Annotated in this window: 15 protein-coding genes and 1 pseudogene; 7 read left to right on the top strand and 9 right to left on the bottom strand. The window is 70.3% G+C overall.

Features of this window, described 5'->3' with window-relative positions; all coding sequences use genetic code 11:
• Positions 1–7: 7 nt before the first annotated feature.
• From ACI79Z_RS09910 to ACI79Z_RS09900, 3 genes are read left to right on the top strand one after another with little or no spacing between them, the layout of a single operon-like run.
• Entirely contained in the window at positions 8–172 is a 165-nt protein-coding gene (locus tag ACI79Z_RS09910) for a hypothetical protein (protein WP_456902517.1), read from the top strand.
• On the top strand, positions 169–2,226 hold the full coding sequence (locus tag ACI79Z_RS09905) for an AAA family ATPase (protein WP_456902516.1): 2,058 nt from the start codon (positions 169–171) through the stop codon (positions 2,224–2,226). Before ACI79Z_RS09910 ends, ACI79Z_RS09905 begins: the two co-directional genes overlap by 4 nt.
• Positions 2,223–2,696, top strand: a complete 474-nt coding sequence (locus ACI79Z_RS09900; RefSeq protein ID WP_456902515.1) for a DNA phosphorothioation-associated protein 4 — start codon at positions 2,223–2,225, stop codon at positions 2,694–2,696. The genes ACI79Z_RS09905 and ACI79Z_RS09900 overlap by 4 nt, the downstream gene beginning before the upstream one ends.
• Here ACI79Z_RS09900 and ACI79Z_RS09895 read toward each other — a convergent pair.
• The 5 genes from ACI79Z_RS09895 to dndB are packed head-to-tail and all read right to left on the bottom strand — an operon-like array spanning position 2,674 to position 9,189.
• Positions 2,674–4,143 (bottom strand): DNA phosphorothioation-associated putative methyltransferase, encoded by a 1,470-nt coding sequence (locus ACI79Z_RS09895; protein ID WP_456902514.1) that lies wholly within the window; start codon positions 4,141–4,143, stop codon positions 2,674–2,676. The two genes, ACI79Z_RS09900 and ACI79Z_RS09895, sit on opposite strands and share 23 nt — an antisense overlap.
• Positions 4,140–4,532 (bottom strand): DNA sulfur modification protein DndE, encoded by a 393-nt coding sequence (gene dndE, locus ACI79Z_RS09890; RefSeq protein WP_456902513.1) that lies wholly within the window; start codon positions 4,530–4,532, stop codon positions 4,140–4,142. Before dndE ends, ACI79Z_RS09895 begins: the two co-directional genes overlap by 4 nt.
• A 6-nt stretch (positions 4,533–4,538) precedes the next feature.
• On the bottom strand, positions 4,539–6,512 hold the full coding sequence (dndD, locus tag ACI79Z_RS09885) for a DNA sulfur modification protein DndD (protein ID WP_456902512.1): 1,974 nt from the start codon (positions 6,510–6,512) through the stop codon (positions 4,539–4,541).
• A complete protein-coding gene (gene dndC, locus ACI79Z_RS09880; RefSeq protein ID WP_456902511.1) occupies positions 6,509–8,053 on the bottom strand; it encodes a DNA phosphorothioation system sulfurtransferase DndC in 1,545 nt (514 codons plus the stop codon). The genes dndD and dndC overlap by 4 nt, the downstream gene beginning before the upstream one ends.
• A complete protein-coding gene (gene dndB / locus ACI79Z_RS09875; RefSeq protein ID WP_456902510.1) occupies positions 8,050–9,189 on the bottom strand; it encodes a DNA sulfur modification protein DndB in 1,140 nt (379 codons plus the stop codon). Before dndB ends, dndC begins: the two co-directional genes overlap by 4 nt.
• A gap of 99 nt (positions 9,190–9,288) precedes the next feature.
• On the opposite strand from dndB, the gene dndA reads away from it, so the two are divergent.
• Complete coding sequence (gene dndA / locus ACI79Z_RS09870) at positions 9,289–10,521, top strand: cysteine desulfurase DndA (RefSeq protein ID WP_456902509.1); 1,233 nt, start codon at positions 9,289–9,291, stop codon at positions 10,519–10,521.
• Between the two features lie 569 nt (positions 10,522–11,090).
• Here dndA and ACI79Z_RS09865 read toward each other — a convergent pair.
• Positions 11,091–11,768, bottom strand: coding sequence for a hypothetical protein (locus ACI79Z_RS09865; RefSeq protein WP_456902508.1), 678 nt, complete (start codon positions 11,766–11,768; stop codon positions 11,091–11,093).
• A gap of 250 nt (positions 11,769–12,018) precedes the next feature.
• Here ACI79Z_RS09865 and ACI79Z_RS09860 point away from each other — a divergent pair, with 250 nt between their 5' ends.
• Positions 12,019–12,276: an Ada metal-binding domain-containing protein gene (locus ACI79Z_RS09860; RefSeq protein WP_456902507.1), complete on the top strand. Its 258-nt coding sequence runs from the start codon at positions 12,019–12,021 to the stop codon at positions 12,274–12,276.
• A gap of 464 nt (positions 12,277–12,740) precedes the next feature.
• On the opposite strand, the gene ACI79Z_RS09855 is transcribed toward ACI79Z_RS09860, so the two are convergent.
• The 3 genes and pseudogenes from ACI79Z_RS09855 to ACI79Z_RS09845 form a co-directional block, all read right to left on the bottom strand.
• On the bottom strand, positions 12,741–13,961 hold the full coding sequence (locus ACI79Z_RS09855; protein WP_456902506.1) for a helix-turn-helix domain-containing protein: 1,221 nt from the start codon (positions 13,959–13,961) through the stop codon (positions 12,741–12,743).
• A complete protein-coding gene (locus ACI79Z_RS09850) occupies positions 13,958–14,146 on the bottom strand; it encodes a hypothetical protein (RefSeq protein WP_456902505.1) in 189 nt (62 codons plus the stop codon). Before ACI79Z_RS09850 ends, ACI79Z_RS09855 begins: the two co-directional genes overlap by 4 nt.
• A 47-nt stretch (positions 14,147–14,193) precedes the next feature.
• A pseudogene (locus ACI79Z_RS09845) lies at positions 14,194–14,406 on the bottom strand (transposase); the annotation flags it as partial.
• A gap of 400 nt (positions 14,407–14,806) precedes the next feature.
• On the opposite strand from ACI79Z_RS09845, the gene ACI79Z_RS09840 reads away from it, so the two are divergent.
• Together ACI79Z_RS09840 and ACI79Z_RS09835 are read left to right on the top strand one after the other, a co-directional pair.
• Positions 14,807–20,833, top strand: coding sequence for an AAA family ATPase (locus tag ACI79Z_RS09840; RefSeq protein WP_456902504.1), 6,027 nt, complete (start codon positions 14,807–14,809; stop codon positions 20,831–20,833).
• A complete protein-coding gene (locus ACI79Z_RS09835) occupies positions 20,830–22,002 on the top strand; it encodes a hypothetical protein (RefSeq protein WP_456902503.1) in 1,173 nt (390 codons plus the stop codon). Before ACI79Z_RS09840 ends, ACI79Z_RS09835 begins: the two co-directional genes overlap by 4 nt.
• Positions 22,003–22,122 lie beyond the last annotated feature (120 nt).

Below are 22,122 nucleotides of genomic sequence, written 5' to 3'. Positions count from 1 at the left end.
GACATCGGTGACCGATGACGGTCGCACGGAGAAGCAGGTGCTCGAGGAGCTCAGCGACGAGGAGCGTGCCCTGCTCAGGCGCGTCCTGGAGATCGAGCGCGCCAAGCTCCACTTGAGCGCCTACGACGCCACGGACGACCTGCTCGCCGCGGTCAAGGAGAACATTCCGTGAAGCTGCAGTCCATCACGCTGACGAACTTCCGCCAGTTCCAAGGCGTGCAGACGTTCGACCTGACCTCCGACGCCATCCGCCCCGTGTCGCTGCTCTTCGGCGCGAACGGAGCCGGCAAGACCACCTTCCTGAACGCCTTCACGTGGGCGCTGCACGGTGCGATGTCAGAGGACGTGGAACAGCAGGAGCGCATGGTCAGCGACAGCGTGTGGCGCGCGCTGCCGATCGGCCAGTCCGTCGAGGTCGCCGTCGAACTCCGGTTCGACCACGAGGGCCGCGACTACCGACTGCTGCGCCAGGCGCGCGTGCACAAGCAGTCCGACCACCAGACCCGCCTGTCACCCGAACTGCAGCTGTGGATGACCGCTGCCGATGGGGCGTCGGAGGTCGTGGGGGCGCCGCAAGAGACCGTCTACAGCATCTTGCCCCGTGGAGTGAGCCGCTTCTTCTTCTTCAACGGCGAGCGGATCGAGAACCTGGTCAAGCGAGGTGCCTACGCCGAGGTCCAACAGGACATCAAGGTGCTGCTGGACCTCGAGCAGGTCGAGCGGGCGCTCGTGCACCTGCCGAAGGTGGATCGCAAGCTCACCGCGGAGCTCAAGAAGCACGGCGGGGACAAGGCCACCGAGATCCAGGAGGCCATCGACGCCCTGCGCGAGCGCGAAACCGCCGATCGCGACCAGGTGAAACTGCTGGAAGGCGACCTGGCGGTGCTCACCGAGGAACGTGACGCGGTGCTCGACGTGCTGCGGCAGCACAACGAGACGCGACCCATCCAGGAGCGGCGCGACGCGGTCGCCCGCGACCTGGAAGAGGCCAAGGCGGCGCTTGCAACCGCCCAAGCCGAGCGGCAGCACCTCATCGCCACGCGCGGCTTCTTGGCCTTCACCGAGTCACTCGGCGACACGACCCAGGCGATGGCCGAGAGCTTGTACGAGAAGGGAAAACTGCCGTCCCCGCTGAAGCGGGAGTTCGTCGACAAGCTGCTGGACAACGGAGCCTGCATCTGCGGCACGCCGCTGACCGAGCACTCCGAGCCCTGGCTGCACGTGAAGGACTGGCGCCAGAAGGCCGGCCTGCAAGCGGTCGAGACGGCGTGGCAGCAGCTGAGCGGCCAGATCGGCCCGCTGGCAGCCGCACGCGTCGACCTGCGGGAGAGCCTGTCCTCGCTCATGACGCGCATCAACGCGGAGCGCGACCGGGTCGACCGGCTCATCGAGGAGCAGTCGGAGCTCGACGGCAAGCTCCGCGACAGCCGGCGGGAGGACGTGCAGGCGCTCGAGAGCAAGCGGATCGACCTGGATACGCAGCTCGGCAGCAAGCAGCAGCTCATCGGCTCGGTGCGGTCCGAGTTGGACCGTCTGGGGAGGGACATCGAGCAGAAGACCAGGGAGCGCCGCACCGCGGAGGTGACGGACGAGCTGGCCGCCAAGGCCCGAGCCCGATCGGACCTGGTGCAGTCGGTGAAGAAGGCCCTGGAGGAGATCCTCGCCATCCGCGAGGAGGACATGCGTCGTCGGCTCGATGCCGAGCTCAAGACGGTGTTCCGGAGCATCACCCACCAGAACCACGTGCCGTCGCTCAACCGGGGCTTCGAGTTGACGCTCCACAAGGACGTCGACGGCGTGCAGCTCCAGGTGCCGAAGTCAACCGGTGAGAACCAGATCCTGAGCCTGAGCTTCGTGGCCGCGGTGTCCAAACTGGCGCGCGAGATCCGCAAGGAGCGCCGGGCCGAAGGCGAGGCGCCGCCCGACGCGGGCCTCTATCCGATCGTCATGGACGCCGCGTTCGGCTCGCTCGACCAGGACTACCAGCAGGCCGTCTCGCGCGCCCTGGCGCAGATGGCCCCGCAGTTGGTCGTGCTGGTCAGCAAGAGCCAGGGCCTCGGCCGGGTCGTCACCGAGCTGATGCCCTACGTCAGCCACCTGGGGGTCATCGAAACCCACACCACGGCCACCGGCGATGTCGCGGACGACATCGAGATCGAGGGCGTCGCCCACCCCTACATCAGGCCGGCGAGCACCGACCACTCCGAGCTGAAGGTGATCAAGTGACGACAGCCCCCGCCGACGTTCGGATCCGCCGTCCACAGCCGCACGAAGCCCTGTTGCTTGAGCTGCAGACCGAGTCCCGGTTTCCGTATTTCCGCGACGTACTGCTGTTCGCGGCGGCACTCGGCTTCCGCCACGAACGCCGTGTGCCGTTCGCGGCCGCGTCGGGTGACCCCATCCGTTACGACACCCTGACGGCGCCGATGTTCAGCGAGGCGCTCGTCAACATGATCGCGGCCAACGTGGTGACTGATGATCCCGAGATCATGGACGCCACCCGCATCGAGGAGCGGGTCAAGATCTTCGAGGAGTACGCCAACGGCGGGCTGGAGTACCTCCAGGAGCAGGTCAACGTCCGGCACCAGCCGGCAGCCCTCGTCGTCGACGCCCTCGTGACGGAGGCCCTGTCCGAGAGCGGAGGCGCCAAGCCGGTCTCGGTGGAGGAGCTGCTCAGTGGGGCGAGGTGGGGGTAGCGGGCCGGCGCACCAGCCGGTGGCCCTGCACGGTAACCCCGGCCTGCGCCAGCACCGCCTCCCAGCCGGCCCGTGTGCCGATGCGGCTGGGATCGGCGTAGAGACCCTTCCGGTGCTCCGCCTTGGTCAAGCGCGCGTACATCTCCCGCCGCGGATCATCCGGTCCGACGAACTCCTCCTTGCGATGCAGCAGCGGCGGGTTGTCGACCTGGCGGTAGTCGCGCCAGTCGACCGTTAGCTTTCGGAGATTGACCGTGACCGCGCTGGCCAGGGTCGGGTGTGCCTGGCGCTCGAACGTCGGATACGAGAGGTAGGACACCTGAGGCTGGGTGACCGAGAGCTTCACCAGGTTGGCGTTCTCGACGGTCCCCGCCAGGACGCGTGCACACCCTTCGTAGACCTGCAGCACCGGGGGCAGGTGGCCTATCGCGCTGCGGTGGACATAGACGGCGCTTGGCGTCTGCTTACCCACCGAGGCGCTGCGCGCTGACACGAGCACGATGGCCGGGTCGCCACAGGACAGCAGCAGCCGGTCCGCCTGCACGCAGGCCGCCTGGTAAGTCCCGAAGAGGCTCCGGATGTCCGTGGCCAGGCTGGTCGGCAGCTGGCTGTAACTGGGCCGTCGGCCGAAGCGCGACAGGGCGATGTAGATCAACAGCTCCGAGCGGCGCTGGACGGTGATCTGCTGCCAGAGGTCGGTGTCGGTCACCTGCTGCAGCAGCCGGACCGCCCGGCCGATGCTGCCGAAGACCGTCGTGAGATCCCCTTCAGCCGTCCGGCTTAGCTCGCCCGGACGCGGCGGACGAGCATGCGCGGTCATGAAGTCCAGCAGTGGCTCCAGCCGCTCGCGGTTGGACTCGTAGATGGCCTGCGGCTCGATGCGGACGCGCGGTCGGTAGGTGTGCACCCGGCGGGCCAGGAAGTCTTGGGCGGCGGATGGCTCCCGGAACAGATAGAAGATGCCGGGCGCCGCGGCAACCGGTGGAACGCCGAGGGTCTGTTCGATCCAGGTGGCCAGCTCCGCCTGTTCGTAGAACTTCTGGAAGGTGCCGGTCCGGGTGAGCAGACCATCGCCGAAGGGCCGGCCGACGAGGTCGCGGGCGTCCCAGGCGAGGCGCGCGCTGACAACGAGCAGCCGGTTGGCCAACTGCCAGGCCTGGCGCAGGCAGGCGGCGCGTTCGGCTTGGTCCTCGATGACGTTGACGACGTAGCCGAGGTTGACGACGTCGGCGGCGGCCCGGGGCCCATCGGGCTGGTGGACCGGATCCCAGCCCGCAGCCGGAATGCCGAGTGCCTTGGCGTGGCGCACGTCGTCGCCGCGGCCGCTGCCGTAGTCCAGCAGCGTCTGGGATGGGTCGAGCAGGTTGTCGGCCAGGGCGGTCGCGAGCGGCCGGGACAGGTGGGTTCGGACCAGCGCTGTCCGGTGGCGCGCGACCGCCGGGATCACGCGGCTGCCACCTCCTCCAGTGCCAAGCTGGCCAGGCCGGCCACGTCAGTTACCCGGGGATCGCCGAAGAGGTAGCCGATGCCTCGGTGCAGGTGCAGCCGGAACTGCTGCGCCAGCGTCTCCTCGTCCAGTGCCAGGCCATCCTGGTGGCAGCGGGAGCGCAACAGGGCCCAGAGCGCGTCGCCGTAGTCGCCGGCGAAGACGCGCCAGGTCATCTCGACGTTGCTGTCTAGGCTGAGCTTGGCGGCCGGCGGTGGCGCCGGTTCGGCCAACGAACGGCACAGGGCCCAGCGGCAGAGGACGTTCCAGTGCATGATGCCGGTCCGGCGCTTGAGCGTGATGAGCTGGTCGCGCGCCGCCTGCGACAGCTTGATGTGTTCAAGGGGCATGCAGACTCACTCCCAGAAGTAGCCGGGCACGACGGCGGTGGCATTGGTCGTCGGGTTGAAGGCCAGCTGGTAGCTGCGGCCCACGTGCCGGGCCAGCCGGCGGTGGGCGGCATCGCTGATCTCGGTGTCGGTGGACAGCAGGATCACCTGGTGGCTGGCGTGCGGGAAATAGCGCTCCAGCAGGTGGGCCCGGTGCTCGCCGTCAAGCCGGCCGAGCGGCGTATCGATCACCACCGGCAGCGGCTGGCCGGCGGCGCGAGCCAATCCCCAGAGCAGGGCAACGGCTAGCAGCTGGCGCTCTCCGGCTGACAAGGCGCCAGCCGGCAGGGGATGGCCATCCGGTCCGGTCAGCCGTACGGCGTAGGTCTCCGGATCGATGGCCACGGCCGTGACCAGCTTGGACTTGCGCAGCAACCGGCCGAGCGCTTCCAGGACGAGGGCGCTGATGCCGTCGAGGTGGCGCCGGATGGCCGCCGCCCGTAACCGCTCAAGGGTGGCCTGGACCCGGTCGACGTGCTCGATTACGCGGCGGCCGTCGTCGGCCACCAGGCCGGCCTCGGCATGCTTCGTCAGTGCCGCCTCATAGGCAGCGTCGGCGCGGGCCCGATCCTGGCGCAGAAGGGCCAGCTGTTCTTCAAGCTGGACCAGCTTGGCGTCCAGCCGCAGCGCCTCAGCCGCGGCGGCATCCCGCTCAGCGAGCAGCGGTGCCAGCGAGGCGGCGTCGGGGATGGCGACGACCACCCGCTCGGCCTGGTCGAGCTCGGCTCGCACCTCCGTCTGCCGATGGACGAGCTGGGCCAGCCGCCGCTGCGCCGTCGGCAGCGTGCTACTGGCCAGCTGCTCGATGGCAGCCGCCTCGGCTAGACCCGTGATGACGGGTGCCTCGGCGGCGCAGGCCCTCGCCGCACGGTCGGCGGCCAGCCGCTGCTCCACCGCCCGAAGCGCCTTGGCCGTCAGCTTGTCGGCGCTGAGCCGCGCCAGCAGCGCCGCATCGCGCTCTTCCAGAGCCGCGGCGACGATGCGCTCACGGGCGGCCGCCGTCTCGGCTTCGGCCTGCCTCACCACCTGGCGCAGCAGGGCGGTCACCTGCAGCAAGGGGGCTGCCTCGGCCAGTTCGGTGCGCAACTCGTTCTCATAGGCGGCCAGCTGGCTCTTCAGCACGCTCGCCCGGGCCGCGGCCGTCTCCCGCTGGTCGAGCAGCTCGCCGCCCGCCGCGCGGTAGCGCTCGGTGAGCTCGAAGGCGAGCTTGTCGGCCCGTTCCTTCTCGACCCGGGCGGCGGCCACGGCCGCCGACGCAGCCTCCTCGGCTTGCCGGGCCGCCGTCACGGCCAACCGGCGCTTATCGACGGCCTGACGCAGCTCAGCGGGCACCTGCTCGGCCCGCCGCCGGCGCTTCAGCACCGCCAGGTCGGTGTTCAGCCGGTCCACCAGATCGAGCCCGAGCAGCGCGGCCAAGGCCGAGGCCAGCACCTGGCGCGACCGGTCTAGGTCGGCCAGCGCCTCGATCTGCTCGCCGTCGAAGAAGAACAACCCGGCAATGCCCCGCGGCAGAAACGTCTCGACGTAGTCGCTCCAGGTTGCGGTCAGGGCGCCGTCGTGACGGCTGTCGACCGACACCAGCAGGATCTCGCGGAGCGACTTGCCGGTGCTCTTCCAGCTGCGACGGATGCGGTAATGGCGTTCCTGGCCCTGCTGGTGGGCGTGGAAAGCCAGCTCGATGGCGGCACCTTCGCTATGCGGCACGCCGCGGTGAATCAGGCCGCGCAGATAGTTCTCGTAGCTTCCTGAGCGCCGTCCAGAGACCGGGGCCAGCGGCCCGTACAGGGCGACGTGGATGGCTTCCAAGATGGTCGTCTTGCCGGCCCCATTCAGGCCGCCGATCAGCACGATCGGCTTGCTCGGCGACGGGGGTGTCAGCTCAATGACGTGGCGGCCGGCGAAGGTGCCGACGTTGTGCAGGACGAGTTCGTCGAGGATCACGGCGCAACCCGCTGTCCGACCTCACGCACGAGGCCGTCGGCCAGGTCCAGCGGATCCGGCTCGGCGCCAGCCGCCTCGTCCACAGGACGGGCAGCCACTTCCTGCCGCTGCAGCGCCCGGAGCACGGCATCAGCTTCGTCGTCGTAGAAGCCGCGGCGCAGCGCCTTTTCGATGGCATCGAAGAGGCCGGAGCGACGTGCCTGTGCCCGGTGGCGCTGCTCGATATCGAGCAGCTCGCGCACCAGCTCAAAGTGCAGGCGGTCCTCCCCCACTACGTCACCGAGCACTTCGACCATGGCGGGGCCCAGCGGAAGGTGCTCGTCGAGCGGTCGGCCGGGGTAGGGCGTGCTAGTGACCTGCTGGTAGATGCCAGGCAGGTGGTCCTCGAACTCGTGCTTCTCGACAACCCAGAGACGACGGATCTCCTCCAGTTCGGCGAGCGTGATGAGCTCCAGCTGCTGAACGTAGTCGGGGCCGTTGGCCCGGATCCAGGTCTGGGCCTCGAGCAGCCGCTGCAGCCAGCGCTCACGCGACGCCTGGGTGTAGGGCCCGGGGATCAGCCGGTTGTCCTTGCCGAAGACCTGCACCGAGCCGTTCATCCGCCGAAAGTCACGCAGGTGGCGGTCGTCGGCGACATCAAGCTCGTTTCGCAGCTCCAGGAGTGGCAGCATCCACTCCTTTTCTTCATCGTTCTGGATCATGGCGGCCATCGACTTGTCCCGGTCGACCAGCGTGCACGTCCAGCAACCGAAGCGGCTGTCGCCGCAGCTGGGCGTGCTGGCGTCGACCACCAGCGGGCACTCGCCGTCGGCCGACGCCCCCTGGTACATGGTCAGCAGTTCCTTGTTCGAGTAGCCCCAAGGGTTCTTGACCTGCATCAGGAAGGTCCAGACGTCGTCGTTCGACCAGTTCTCGACCGGCGAGTAGACGAGGCAGTTCGGCAGCGAGTCATTCGGGCTGAGCAGGTCGCGCACCCGGCGCTCCTCTAGGGCCGTCATACGGTGCGACCGCCCGGCCGACTCGGCCTTGCGGGTGCCGAGCACCAGGATGGCCTCACCGTGGGCCTGGACCATCTCGCGGATGAATGTGTTCGACGGCTTGATCTTCAGCCGCTCGGTGCACCAGCGGAACTTGGGCCGTGGCGCCGGGTAGCCGCGACCGATCAGGTTGACCCAGAAGGTGTCGGCCACCGCCGGTGTCAGGCGGTGCGGCGTCAGCGGCAGGCTGGCGCTCCGAGCCGCCTCCCCCATGACGTCGAGCGAGTGCGTCACCCAGGCGGCCACCACGGGGTTCTCGACCAAGGTGTCTGTCGAGATGACGTGGACCGACTTGTGGCGCTGCTCGGCCGGTAGCCGTTCCAGCGCCAGCCAGACCAGCTGCAGCACCGCCGTCGAGTCCTTACCGCCGGAGTAACCGACCACCCACGGCACGCTGTCCGCCAGGTAGAGCTGCTGCGTCTGCCCGACTAGAGCGTCGACCGTGGCGGCGAAGCCGGACCCGTCGAAGGCGGAGCGGGGCCGGATGGGCAGGCTGCGCGTCATGCGTCTCCTCGTCGAAAGGTGTCGTCGATCTGCTGCTCTTCGGGCGGCAGCGGTAGGCCAAGGGCGCTGCGGATGGCCGCCGTCGTCAGTAGCACGTTGGCGCGGCTCTTCGAGACCTTGCCGCCGAGGACAGCGCGCCCCTCCCAGGCGGCACTCCCCCGGTGCCAGTCCAGCTGCCGCAGGCCTCTCAGGGTCTTCTGCCAGCTCGTCCGGCTCGTGCTGGCCCGCAGCAGACTGTTGCCGATGATGCCGAGGGCGTGCAGAACGATGCCGTGGCTGTGGATGAAGTCGCGGCGGATCTCACCGGCGCTCAGCTCGCGCTGCCGCACCATCGCCCACTCCGGGAACTGCTCGGCGACCACCTCCCAGTAGGCAGTCGCCAGGTCGACCCGCCGCTCCAGCGAATCCGGCTCGATGTCCTCGAGCAGCGCCCGGTTGGCGTTGTAGAAGGCCGACAGGGTGAACAGCTTGCGGGACCGCGCCGACAGGTTGCTCGTCTCGGTCTCGGTCAGGTCGTTGAACAGGTCCGACCGGAACACGACCAGCCGCGAGATGGCCGACATCTCGTCCCGGTGGTCGTAGAGCACGCCGATCGACTTGGCCGGCCGGATGGCGTGGCGGTTGAGGTCGGCGAACATCTGCTGCGAGCGCTGCAGCCCGATGTCCAGGAACATGACGATGGCGATGCTCTCGTCCCCGAGCTCCGGGTTCTCGGCCAGCGCCTGTTGGATGCCGGCCCGGCGGTGCTGCCCGTCGTTGATGACGAACTTGGCTTCCATCGGGATGGTCAGGGTGCCGAGCCGCTCGCCGCCGCGGCCGTCGGCGTCGAAGGCCTCGAACCGAACGTCGGCGTTGACCGACGCGGTGAGGGCCGAGAACACGTAGCTGGTCGGGTTGTCCAGGATGTAGCGGGCGATCTCCGGGACGCGTGCCTTGTTCAGGGTGCGCTGCGCGCGCAGCTCCGGCGTCAGCTCCTCCTCGTCGAAGACGAACAGCCGGGGAATGAGGCGCAGCGGGCACATCGTGACGTAGTACTCGCGGCCGGCCTGGACGCCCCGGATCGCTGGAAAGACGTACTCGAAGGCGGACGCCCGCGACCCGGCGGGGGCCGCGGAACTGACACGCGGTGCGGCCATGCCCGTCTGTCTACCCTCCCGATGTACGGATCGCAAGTTCCGTACAGAGGTACCGGCGTGTCCGAACTTTCATCGCCATGTTGCCGTACCTTGCGACCCATGAGGACGGTAGAGGCGAGCACCGACAGGACTGAGCACCGGCTCGTGGCCGGCGACCCCGGTCGCCCCGTCTACCTCGACTGCAACGCCACCACGCCGGTCGAGCCGGCGGTCCTCGCCGAGGTGATGCACTACCTGAGCGAGGAGTACGGCAACGCCGGCAGCCGGACCCACGCCTACGGCCAGGCCGCGAAGGAGCGCGTCCAGCAGGCACGGGTGGAGCTAGCGGCCGTCGTCGGCGCTCAGCCGGAAGAGGTGATCCTCACGAGCGGCGCCACGGAGAGCAACAACCTGGCCATCCTCGGCCTGGCTGCACACGGAGAGCGCACCGGCCGCCGGCACATCATCAGCACGCAGATCGAGCACAAGGCCGTCCTGGAGCCGCTGGAGGCGCTCGGCGCTCGCGGCTTCGACATCACCCTGCTCCCCCCGGTCGCAGGCGGGTGGATCGAAGCCGAGGCGGTGACAGCCGTCCTGCGACCGGACACACTGCTGGTGTCGGTCATGGCGGCGAACAACGAGACCGGCGTCATCCAGCCGATCGACGAGATCGCCTCGGCTCTCGCGGGCCACGAGGCCTTCTTCCACGTCGATGCGGCGCAGGCGTTCGGCAAGGTGATCGCCCCCCTACGCAACCGCCGGATCGATCTCATCTCCGCATCCGGGCACAAGCTGTACGCCCCCAAGGGCGTCGGCGCCCTGATCGCCCGCCGGCGCGGGTTCACGCGACCACCGCTGACACCCTTGATGCACGGCGGCGGCCAAGAGCGAGGTCTGCGACCCGGCACGTTGCCGGTGGCGTTGATCGCCGGCTTGGGGACCGCCGCTCGGCTGGCCCTACAGCAACACGAGCAGCGCACGGCGCACAACGCGGCCCTCAAAATGGAGGCCGTGGATACGCTCACGTCACTCGGCGCGTCCTTCAACGGCAACCCCGACCACAGCCTGCCTAACGCCATCAATTTCTCGATGCCCGAGATCGACTCGGAAGCAGCCATCGTTGCCTTGAGGGACCTCGTGGCCCTATCGAATGGTTCGGCGTGCACCGCCCAGAGCTACAAGCCAAGCCATGTACTGACGGCCGCCGGGTACTCAGAGCAGCGTATCGCGGGCGCCATTCGCTTGTCCTGGTGTCACATGACCGGAGAAATTCCATGGGCGCAGATCGCCGAACGCCTTCGGGAACTCGGAGGGCGCGTTAGTGAGCCTCTTCGCGACCCATCGGGGCATTAGGCGCAATGCACAGTCTGCGGAGGCGCGCTGCAGGGCTCAGTCGGTGATGCAGACCCGCCTTGGTGGCACCACCGGGAGATGTTTGCCCATGCCACACTCGTGCTCGACGACGTACTCGACGTCCGCCATCCAGCCCAGCCGTCACAAAGCCGCCAGGCCGCTTGGAAGCCAGGCCACCCCCGTCCGTCGTGCTGGATGTCCACTGGGCGGAGCGGGTCAAATCAACGTGAAGTGGATCAGCGGTACGACGTCCACGGGTAACAGCTACCCGCGCCGTGGCCGGGCGTCGGGGCACTGCCCTAATCGTATGACGAGTCGTGATCGGGCCGTGTCCGCCTCGTCGCTGGTTGGTAGCTCTAGCGACGTCTCCACCTGTCCAGCGACCAGGGCCCTGCCATAGCCGCACCCCGAGCGGACGACAGTCAGTAATTGACAATAGGCACACTGGCCGAGGGCGTTAGGACCCCCTGCGGGGGCGAGCAACTTCGGCAGGTCGCCAGCGGCTACATTCGAGCGACCCAACTGCCTTGCTGGCAATCCGTAGACGGCGGATCTGGCGCCTCCAGCGGTCAGTCGAACGACACCCTGCTCTCCCCAGCCCCCGGTCGTTTCCGCACTCGGATGGCGAGCCACCGGAAAGCACCGTGGCTTCCCCCCAGCTCGCTGTAGTTGTTCCACCGGATTGGATACTTGCCGGTCAATTCGCGCGTGTTGCCGGGATACAGGTCTTTCGCCCAGCGGAGCACTCCCTTGAGTGTCACCCCTTCGTTGATGTGGAACTCATGATCGTTGCTAGTCGCCCGGCGCGACGGCAACCAGAGGTTGCGGTCGTTGGTGAGCATGAGCGCCAGGCCGTTGTCGGCAACGCCCGCGCCCGTGAACTGCTCCAGTCGTGCAATATCGAAGACGAGATTGCGGCGGGCTAGGTCCGTGGCCGCATGGTGGCGCAGTCTGAACTGCTCCTCGGTCGACCCGTCGGTCCCGGTCCAACTGCGCGTGAAGTACTTCAGCTCTATGGCGGTCCGTCCAGCTGGGCTGCTGCACATGAGGTCCAGGTACTGCGAGCCCTTGAGCCCGCGCACGCCCCTCAGCGGCACCTCGAGCCTAATGTGAGCGTCGGGCACGAGGCTCTGGATCACCTGAGCGAAGGCAAATTGGAAATCCGCCTCTGAGTGGAAGACGGGGCGTCGCCGAGCAAGTTCCTCCATGACCGCTGGGACGTCGATGCGACCGGCGACGAAGGTCATGGCCGGAACCGTCTCATGCGGTGGGGCCAGGTACGCCGCGGCGCTCGGCGGCGAGCACCGCAGCCCGAGCGATAGGACGGTGCGGCGCCGGCCTGCGGCGTCGAGCCGATCCCACCTTCACCCAAAAGACACAACACTGGTCAACCGTGGCGGCGTGCGGCCCCGGGGTGGGTACCCTCCGCTCCGCCTGCGGCACACCGTCGAGCTCGTCCTCCACAATGCCGCCTGAGGCGTGCCGCAGGATTCAACCGTGTACACCCTCCTGGGCGCCGACGGCCAGCCCTACTCCAGCGAGACCCGCGGCACGTTGGGCGGCAACTCAAAGCTCCGGATCTACGGCCAGTTGGACTGCTGGAGCGCTCGCAACGCTCTCGGCAGGGGCTATGAGGAGATCCGCGTCTTCTTCGCTGACGAGGAAACGGCCATTGCGTCCGGGTACCGGCCGTGCGGCAACTGCATGCGGGTGCAGTATCGCGAGTGGAGAGGCCGCCAGCCCCGCACGCCGTAGCACACGTCGCGGCAGCCGGGCCCGTGTCAACATCTGAGCCGCCGGTTCCGCGAGGGCGACAGCCGGGGCCGTGAAAGCCCCCAAGACTGTGGCGGCAGGATCAGGCTTGACACGTCTTCAGCCCCGATGTCGGGATGACTCCGACGGCGACATTTCGGCGTCGCCTCTGCCCACCCCGGCTTGGGCTCCGGCCAACACCCCGCGCCGCCAGCGAGCATCGGCAAGGTCTTCTCTTGCCTGCGGCGGGGCCGGTCCTCTGGGTGTCCCGCGCTGGAGCGGGTGCCGGCTGTGGCTCCTCGTGGCCATCCGGCTGCTCCGCCGCTGAGGGCGCCCGCTGGCCAAGACGGCAGCTCGCTACCTCTGCAAGCGCGCGACCGGGTCGAGCAGTGAGCGCTTGGCCAGCGGGCGCCCTCAGCGGCATAGCGCGAATCAAGCGAGGCGTCGACGCTGCGACGAGGCTCGCGTTACGCCCGGCTGTAAACCAAGTCCTCGCTCTTCTCGAGGATCTGGTCCATCAGGCCGATCTCCTGGTCGAGCTCCTCACCTCGAAGCACCAGGAGCCGCTCCACGTCGAGCGTCGCCACGGCGAGCTGCGCGGCGCAGAGCTGGACGAAGTCGTCGTACTGCTCCTGCTGCACGGGGGACAGGGCATCCCACTCCGTCGGCGCCTCCAGTCGTCGAGACCATCGCTCGCGGGCGTGGGCACCATGAACCGCGATGTACTCCAGGATCTGGGCGGCGCGTCGCACGAGGTCGATGAACGCCTGCACGCCCCGCGCCTGCGCATCGAGTTGCGCCTCGGCCTCGCCGAGCTTCGCTTTGAGCTCCTGCCGCTGCTGCCGGTTTCGGCGCGCAGCCCACACGACACCACCCAGGGCCAGGAGCACTGCCGGGCCGGCGACAAGCCCCGTGAGAAGCGCAGAACCGCCAGCTATGCCGGCTCCGCCCGCCGCGAGGGTGCCGCCGCCCAGCAGTGCGAGCGCGGCATTGGACGCGGCGACGCCCGATAGCCCGGAGATGGCGACACCGGTCGAGGCGGTTCCCCAGGTGACAGCGGCGGTGAAGGCCGCGTAGGCCGTAGCCGCGCCTGCCGCGCCGCCCACGGCGGCACCGGCTGCCGCCCCAGACAGCGCCTGGGCCACCCCGTAGCTCGCGAAGTGCAGCCTGAACGCGGCTGTGGCCTCGGCGTCGGCGCCTTCTTCCGGGACGGTCTCTTCCAGGCTCTCCCGTGGCGGTGCAGGGGCTCCCGAGATGGCCTCGGCGGCGCGCACGAAGGGGAGGAAGAACTCGTCGCGAGCCTTGTCGTGCGCCTCGTTGAAGGCATCGACCGTGCTCGACAGGCGTTGGGTCCGTTCTTCGACGGTGCGCTGCAAGCGGAGCAAGCGGTGGCGCAGGGACTCGTCCGACGCGACCGCCGATCCTCCAGTGGACGCGGCGAGCTCTTCGGTGCGCCGCGCGGCAAGCGTCTCGAGCTCGCCGGGGAAGAGATCGAGGGCAGCATTGAGGCCGGCGAGCCGCCCGGGACTGGGCCTGGAGAGCCCGCTCTCGATGCGGGAGATCGCGACCCCGGCGCCAGCTTCTCCGTATCCCGCGCGAACCCCGAGTTCTCGTTGCGTCAGCCGCGGTGACCGCGCCTCACGCAGCTCACGTACGACCAGGCCGAGCGCCTCCGGCGAGTAGTTCAAGCCGAACGATCCCAGGAAGCCTTGAGCTCACCGCCGAGCGTCGCGCACGAGCGGGCAGCCTGGGCGACGTCCTTGGCCGCCTGCTTCGCGGCCTTGATGACAGCCGGATCCTCGGCAACGAAGGAAATCCGCCGCCCGACGTTGGTCGCCTCGTGGACCACTGCTGCCTTGTTGATGCGCGCCATGTCCGCCTCCGGTCGAGATGTAGGGATTGCAGTGTGGGACTTAGACCCTAACTTGTCCAGCGCATCACTAAAAAGACGTGGCCTTGGTCGGCGGGGAGGCTTCGAGTGCAGATGAGGGTGACTGCCAGCCGAGCCAGCGCGGTGATCGTTGTGGCAGTGCGGTGGTAGCGCAGCGCGAGGCGTTTGTAGGTCAACACCCAGCCGAGGGTGCGTTCGACGACCCAGCGATGCCGGCCCAGGCGAGCGCTGGAGCAAGTCCCCGGTGGTAGGTCGTCGGCTTCTCGTGGCCTCGGACAGGCCTTGACGGGGCGTCGTGCTCGGTCGGGCAACTCCTCCGGCCGCGACGATCTTGTGATCGTTCCACTCTGCCGCGATCAGGACGGCGCGGCCAACGCATGGCCCCCTCGCCCGCGACGAGGATCGACGGTCGGTCTCGCCGATGCGCGTTGTCTTGGCCACGGCTCCGGATGGTGCTGCCGCCTGCGGCGACGACTGAACGGACGAGGCCGCACGGCCTCGTGCGCGCTCCGTCGAGGCAGCCGGAACGGATGTTCCCCCTGCGGTGTCAGGCTCCTCGGATCTCGGGAAGTCGTGTGCGACTCTCCGTGGGCACGGGGAGAGGGGATCACAGTGACACCTGGTTGCCGACTGGCGCAGGCGGTGGCCGATCTGTCGCAGGAGGACTGGCGGCAGGCGCTCCAGCAGGCCGGGCGAGACGGCCGCAAGCCCATCGGCTCCCTGCTGAGGGTGACCGTGGCCGGCCGGCCCGCCGAGGCGGGCCTTCTCAAGGTCAAGGCAGCATCCTTGGACGACGCACGCAGGCATCACCTGGCGCAGCTCCTGACCGAGCCCGCGAGGCGAGCGGCCGCCGAACTGCTGGGAGACGCGGAGGAAGCTCCCACCGTCGAGGACTTCCGACGCATCTGGGACGAGTGGACGGCCCAGTGCACGGTCGCCCTCGCCAGGCTGTGCCTCCTGGTCGTTGAGGACCGCGGAGGCCCTGCGGCTGATGGTGCCCGCGCCTTCCTCGAGACCCTCGACGAGAGGGCTGGCGACGCCTCCGAGAGCGGCGAGATCGAACCCGCCCAAGCCCCGCCGCTCCCGACAGCGGCGGCGGACGAGGAGCCGGAACGCGTCTCCGGTGAGCCGGTTCCCGCCTCACCCGCACCCCGGCAGGCCGCTCGGGAGCTGCGGTCCTTGGCCGCCGAACGTGTAAGCACTCAGAACGAACTGCGCACCGCCGCCCGCCGCGTCCTGGAGGTCGCCGACGGGGACTCGCTGGTGGGCGCCGAGCTGGTCGACTCGCTGCGGGCCGCTGCCGAGGAGGCCGCCCGCATCGTCGACCGGGCAAGCGACCTCGTCGCGGCGCTCGGCCTCGACATCCCCCTCCGGCCGCCGCTGGCGGCATCGCTGGAGCGCGCCGTGCGCGCAGCCGTCGAGCTGGCGGAGGCGCAGGAACGGGAGGTCGAGGAGTCCCGGCGGCGAGCCGACCTGTCGGCTCGCCGGGACTGTGCCGCCGCCGCCGTGGCGCCGCTCCGGACGGTGGACGGCCCCGAGGAATACCGCGCGGCGCTCGACGTCCTCAGGGAGGCCGCCACGCCACCCGACGACGACCAGTCGCTGGGCGCTTGGCTCGAGAACGTGCCGTTGCTGGAGATGCTGCTCAGGCAGCTTCGGGGCGAGCGCATGCTCGACGGGGCCTCCTTCGAAGCATTGTCCGACCTGACCTCCCCGCTGGTCCTGGGCTTGGCGCTGTCGCACAAGCTGCGGCTGGCGAACCCCCCGGCGGCGACGGACACCGCAACGCCCGAGGGGGAACCCAGCGCGGCCTCCGCGTCGTCGAACCACGATGCCCACGCGGTGGCTGGGGCCGGCGACGGGGGACCCGAGGTGGCGCTCGAGGTACCCGCGGTCGCCGCGGTGCCGTCGGCCTCGCCGGCCGAGATCGAATCCGATCCGACGCCGCCCATGGGACCGGAGCGTCCGGCCTCCGCCGACCAGGCCGCGAGCGACGTGCCCGAGTCGCCCTCCGGGCAGCGGCATCCCTCGCATGCAGACGTCGACGCCCCCGAGGTCGACGCGGGCCCACCCCCCGCCCCGGCGGGGACGCAGCAGCCAGGCGCGGCCGGAACCGAACCGTCGTCGCGCCCGGGCGAGGAGCGGCAGCCAGAAGCCGACCGTGCTGCTGGTCCGCGCCCGTCCGCGGCAGACCACGGGCGCGCAGTCCGCCCTGCGCCCCCGCACCCCGCGGCGGCCGACGTCGCGGCGCAGGACCGCGGCGCGCCCGCACCCGGTGCTGCCGGCGACCACACGACAGCGCCGGACGCTCCGCCCTCCCGGCCCGGCCCGACGGAGCACGAGTCCGCCGCGAGCGCCGCCATCTCTCCCGCCGGCGTGTGGAGCGGCCTCGCGCGACTGCTCGACGACCGACACCTCGGCGCAGCTGCCTGGGCCGCTCGGGCCTTCGACCCCGACTGGGGAACCTCCCTGGAGGTGCTCGCGATCGCGGCCGCCCTGCGCAGCGATGCCGGTCCCCTGTCCGAGGCGCTGTGGGCCCGCACGCAGGCGTGGACCGACCTCCCCGCCGGGCCGGCTGCGCACGCGCTGGCGGCCGCGCTGTGCCTCGCGGCGCCCGTCGCCCCGTTCACCGGGGCGTCGGACGTGCTCGAACTCCTCGAGCCGCAACTGGCCCAAGCTCCCGAACTCCACACCCTGGCCACCACCACGGTGGCGGCAACCCGCCAAGGGTTCACGCTGGGCCCGGAGACGCCCCTGGCCGCTCCCGGAGACGCGCTCGACCAGGCCACGGCGGCCCGCTCCGCCGCCCAGCGCCAGCTCGCCACCGCGAAGGCCCGCAAGCTGAAGTACCAGCGGGCCACCCGCGTCTACCAGGCCTGGATGACCGAGGACGGGCTGCTCGGAGAGCTGTTGGCGGTTGTGCGGGACGACCGACGCGAGCGGGCGGACGCCGTTCGACGGGTCGCGCTCGCGCTGAACGACGACCGGGCGCTGGAGCGCGCGATCGACGACACCGACGCCGGCCTGCGCGGACCGCAGACCACGGCCCGGATCGTCGCCGACCCCCGCGCCAAGCTCGTTGAGCTGGCCCGCGAGGCCCTGGAGATCGTCGACAACTGGGCCCGGGCAGTCGCTGCGGCACGGGGGACGGACCGGGTCCGGCACCTGGAGACCGTCGCCGTCGCCCTGCGGCGCGCCGCGGTCGCGGCCCGGGAGTCGGTCCGGCAGCACGTCGCCGAGGCCGCCGGGACCGAGGAAGCGGTGGCCCTCCGCGCGGCCGCGCTGGCCACCGATCTCCTCGTTCGACGGCTCGACGAGGGCGTCCCGCAGGGGTTGGAGCCCTCCCCCGAGGACGTGCTGGACGGCTGGCTGCCGTACGCGTTCGAAGCTTCCCTCGACCGGAACTCCTGGCCGCACGTGCCGGAGGCGGCCCTCGGCGGCCTGTTGGCGGCGCCCTACCGGTCGCCAGTGACCGCGTACGAGGGATACGCGGCACGGATGGACCACGCCGGCAGCCGGCGGCTGATCGACGTCGTCCGCTCCGCCGACCCGGAGCTGGCGGCCAGCCTGGCGGAACGGCGGAGCCACGACCTCCGCGCGGCCGGAGCGGCGCTGAGCCGGCGCCTGGGTCGCCTGCGGTCGGCCTTCGACGAGCTGGAGGCCTATCCGGCGGCGCTGGAGGAGGGCGAAGCGATCGTCGTCCGAGGACTGCTGCTGGACACGGAGCAACCGACCGACGATCCGCTCCGCGCCTCGGCGCGGCTGGACGAGGCCGAGGCCGTGCTCCGGCGCGCCCGCGACCGGGTCACCGGTGAACTGCTGCGGGCCCTCGACGACCAGCGGCTGCAGCACGAGGACCGAGGTGCGGTGCGGCGCCTCCTCGAGGAAGGCGCCCTGGCCGCCGCCCACGAGCGGTTGGACGCCGCCCGCAGGGGCGGCGCCGTCGGCGCCGACGCCGTCGAGGAATACCAGCAGCTGCAGCGACGACTCTGGTCGCTGGGCATCGACGCCGCCGCCGACGCCGGCGTCTTCGACCGCGCCGCCGATGCCCTCACCCGAGGCGTTCGGTTCGAACCCTTCGGAGCGGGTCCCCAGGAGGCGGCCATCCGCCGGGCGCACGCCGATGCCCTGGTCGCCTGGACGGCGTTGTTCCGCGACAAGCGTGCCGGTGACTTCTACGGCCGGCTGCGCGCCGTGCTCGCCGTTCTGGCCCTGCAGGGTCCGACCCCGCGCAGCGATCCGCGCGCCCGGCCCCAGGGCACGGATCTGACCGTCGAGGTGGTCGACGCGCGACCGGTGCTGCCCGTGGTCATGCACGAACTGGGGTCCGGCGCGGCCGGCCGCTATCGCGTCCACGTCGTGTGGGACCAGATGTCGGCGGACCGGCTCGTCAGCCTCGCACTGAACGATCCCAAGCCCGACCCGCATCTGGTGCTGTACCGGGGAGTGCTGACCCGGAACCAGCGCCAAGCCCTCGCCGCCGCGGCCCGCGCCGAGGCGGCGTCCTCCCGCCGGGTACTGGTGGTGGACGACGTCGTCGTCCTGACCATGGCCTTCCACCCGGCGCCCACCTTCGCGCTGCTCGAGCACCTCGTCCTGCCCTTCGCCCGGGTCTCCGCATTCGCCCCGGATGTCGCCGGCAACGTCCCGCCGGAGCTGTTCCGGGGACGCAGACGGGAACTGGAGACGGTCCTCGACCCCCGCGGCAGCAGCTTCGTCTACGGCGGTCGGCAGGTCGGCAAGAGCGCTCTCCTGCGGGCCGCCGCGCGCGAGGTGGAAGCAGCGAACGACCCCGACCGTCGCGCCGTCTACCTGGACGTGCGGGGTCTCGGGCTCGGCCTGTGGCGGGACTCCGACGAGCTGTGGATCGACCTGTTGGAGGAGCTGCAGCGGGTCGGCGTCGTCACCGATCGCTCGAGCAAGACGGCCCGCGGCGAGGCCACCGTGACCCACATCCGCAACTGGCTCGAGGCCGACCCCAGCCGGCGCCTCCTCGTCCTGCTCGACGAGTGCGACGACCTGCTGGACGCCGACGCGCGCAGGGACTTCCCGATCATCGAGCGGCTGCGGGCCCTCATGAACCTCACGGACCGCCGTTTCAAGGTCGTGCTCGCGGGCCTGCACCAGGTCCAGCGCTTCGAGCGGCAGCGCAACGTTCCTCTCGCCCACTTCGCGCAGCAGCCGGTCAACGTGGGCCCGCTGGACCCGCCCGACGCCGTGGAGTTGCTCCGGGTTCCTCTCTCGGCCCTCGGCTACGAGCTGAACGAGGCGGCCATGTGGCATCTGCTCTCGGAGACCAACTACCAGGCCGGCATGATCCAGGTCTTCGGGCAGGCGCTCCTCCGCGAGCTGCAGTCGGCCCCCCGGCGCGGGACCGCCCTGCCCACGGTGATCGACCGCGACGACGTCGAGCGCGTCTACGACAACGCGAACCTCGGCGAGCAGATGCGCAGGCGGTTCATGCTCACCATCAACCTCGACGACCGCTACCGCTGCATCGCCTTCGTCCTCGCCCTGCGCAACCTGCAGCACGGCATGGACGCCGACTACGACGAGACCGAGCTGCGGGAGGCCTGCTCGTACTGGTGGCCGGAGGGCTTCGAGTCCATGCGCCCGGCCATCTTCCGCGGCCTGGTCGACGAGATGGTCGGCCTGGGCATCGTGGTCCGTCTCGGCGAGAGCCTGCGCATCCGCAATCCGAACGTCGTTCGGCTGCTCGGCAGCCGTCCGCACATCGAGGCCGAACTGCTCGACTTCGAGGGGCAGCAGCCCTCACCCGGGTTCCAGGCGTCGCTGTACCGGCGGGCCCTGCCCAACGGAGGCCGCAGCCCGCTGACCGAGGAGGAACTCGCCGCGGTCGTGGAGGTCGACGCACCCGGCCTGGCGCTGGTCGGCGGCAGCCGAGCCCTCGGCATCGACCACGTCGGCGCAGCGATCTCGGCGAAGCTGCGGGGACGCCGATCCGAGGTCACCCACCTGCCGGAGGTCGACCCCGGCGAACTCGCCGCACAACTCAAGGCCGCCGGCGACCGCATCGTGCTGGTCTCTGACTGCCGAGCTCTGTCGCTCGGTGAGGCCACCGAGATCGCCCGGGAGGTGCAGTCCGCCGTCGACGGGATGTCGCCGCGGACCGCGATGCGCCGGGCGGTCATGGTCCTGGGTCCCCAGGCCTTCCAGCTGTGGGCCGAGTCGAGCCCGCCGCTGCCCGGTCTGGAGAAGACCCTCCGGTTGGGTCTCCGGCGCGTGACCAAGTCCTCCCTCGAGGCCTGGTCCGGGGATGAGCGCCTCAGCCTCGATCGTGCGTCCTGCGCGGCCCTGCTGGAGGCCACCGGCGGCTGGCCCGCCGTCCTCGACCGTGCGCTGCGCAAGGGAGCCCGGAACGGTTGGACGTCTGCCGCCGCGGCCGCCCGCGATGAGGTCCTCGCCGAGGGAACCCTCGCGGACGACGCCCTCGGCCGGGTCCCGGAAGCCGAGGCCCTCGCCCGGGTCCTGCTCGAGATCGGTGAACCGGTCACCTGGGAATTCCTGTCCGAGCTGATCGAGGGTGGGCTCAGCGAGCGAGCGCGGGAGGCCTTGGGCGCGCTGCAGGTCACGGCGAGCCTGGAGGACGGCCGCTTCGAACTCCAGCCCCTGCTCGCCGCCGCCCTCAGGAACAACGTGGCCAGGTGAGTGGCTCGGACACCGACGCCGCGGAGTACTGGAGGCTTCCCGGCCCCCGCGACTACCTGGCCGACGTCGATCGCGCGCTGCAGAGCGACGGCTGGATGCAGCAGGTCCTCCTCGTCGTTCCTGAGCGGGGCGGGCCGCCCGGCCTGTTCGACCAGGTGGCCGCGCGTCCCTCCCCCCGGCGGCTCGTCCGGGTCCGGCTGGATCCGGACGGCGAGGACTGCGTGGTGGCTCACTGCCTGAGGGCGGCCGGCCATCCCCTGCCCGACCGGGTGCCCGTTGTGCAGGACCTGATCCGGGCAGACCTTGCTCACCACCTGTTGCTGGTCGAGGCCACCTCGGCCACGCGGGTGCAGATGGAGGAACTGCAGTCGGTGGTGTCGGCGGCGGCGGCGCTCGCCCACAATGCCCGCCCGGAGCAGATGCCGGTGCAGGTCGTCGCGATCGTCCCCGGCCGGCACATGCGCATCGCGAGCGGCACTCCCCGGCTGACGGTCCTCTACTGGTGGGGCCGGCTCAGCCGCCTGGACACGGCACTGTGGCTGCGCCAGGCCGGTCCCTCCGGCGCGGACGCGACTCGTCAAGCGGCCATCTCCGAGGTCGCAGGGTTCGACCTCGATCTGGCGCTCCGCCTGCAGACGGCGTGGGACGGCGAGGCGGACACGCTCTGCGGCACGGTCCTCGACTACGCCGGCGACCGACCCGAACTGTTGGACACCGGCCCCACCGCATGGACCGCACCCACCGACCGGCCGAGCACGGAACTGCTTGGCCCCTGGTCGTCGGGAGCCTGTGATCGTTGGGACAGGGAGGAGGTGACCTGGCACGCCGCAGCGATCGCCAAGCACGAACCGGAACGCCTGATCCGCGCCCTATGGCGCGCCCAGGCCATGACGTTGCTCCCGCTGCTGGATCAACAGCGGGAGCGCGTGCTGGCATGGCTCGACCGGCAGGGGCACGGCCAGCGGCTGCGCCAGGAGATCGGCACGGACCTGGTCGAGATAGGTGACCTTTGGTTCTACATGCGTCACCGGGCCGGCATGGCAGGTCGACCCCAGATGCCGCTCGTGGACTGGCTCCGCGAAGCCCGCAACGACGTGGCCCACCTCCGGTGCATCAGCGACGCGCGGCTGCGAGAAGGGATCGCCTTGATGTCCGAGTCCGCCCTCTGACCGTGAGCCGACACCTCGAATATCTTCCCCACAGTCCCCTGGCGGGGCCGGATGTCCGACGTGTCGCACGAGACGGATGCGACGACAGGTCGCCATCAGTTCAACGGCTTCGTCCGATCA

The organism is Geodermatophilus sp. SYSU D00663 (genome assembly GCF_054050655.1).
Note: the sequence above shows the minus strand (reverse complement) of the source record. Positions and strands in the feature narration are given on the sequence as shown.

What these genes read in the sequence shown, in the direction of transcription:
- dndE (WP_456902513.1), bottom strand. Translation starts at nt 4,532, where the DNA reads ATGCCCCTTGAACACATCAAGCTGTCGCAGGCGGCGCGCGACCAGCTC.
- dndA (WP_456902509.1), top strand. Translation starts at nt 9,289, where the DNA reads ATGAGGACGGTAGAGGCGAGCACCGACAGGACTGAGCACCGGCTCGTG.
- dndC (WP_456902511.1), bottom strand. Translation starts at nt 8,053, where the DNA reads ATGACGCGCAGCCTGCCCATCCGGCCCCGCTCCGCCTTCGACGGGTCC.
- ACI79Z_RS09865 (WP_456902508.1), bottom strand. Translation starts at nt 11,768, where the DNA reads ATGACCTTCGTCGCCGGTCGCATCGACGTCCCAGCGGTCATGGAGGAA.
- ACI79Z_RS09850 (WP_456902505.1), bottom strand. Translation starts at nt 14,146, where the DNA reads ATGGCGCGCATCAACAAGGCAGCAGTGGTCCACGAGGCGACCAACGTC.
- dndB (WP_456902510.1), bottom strand. Translation starts at nt 9,189, where the DNA reads ATGGCCGCACCGCGTGTCAGTTCCGCGGCCCCCGCCGGGTCGCGGGCG.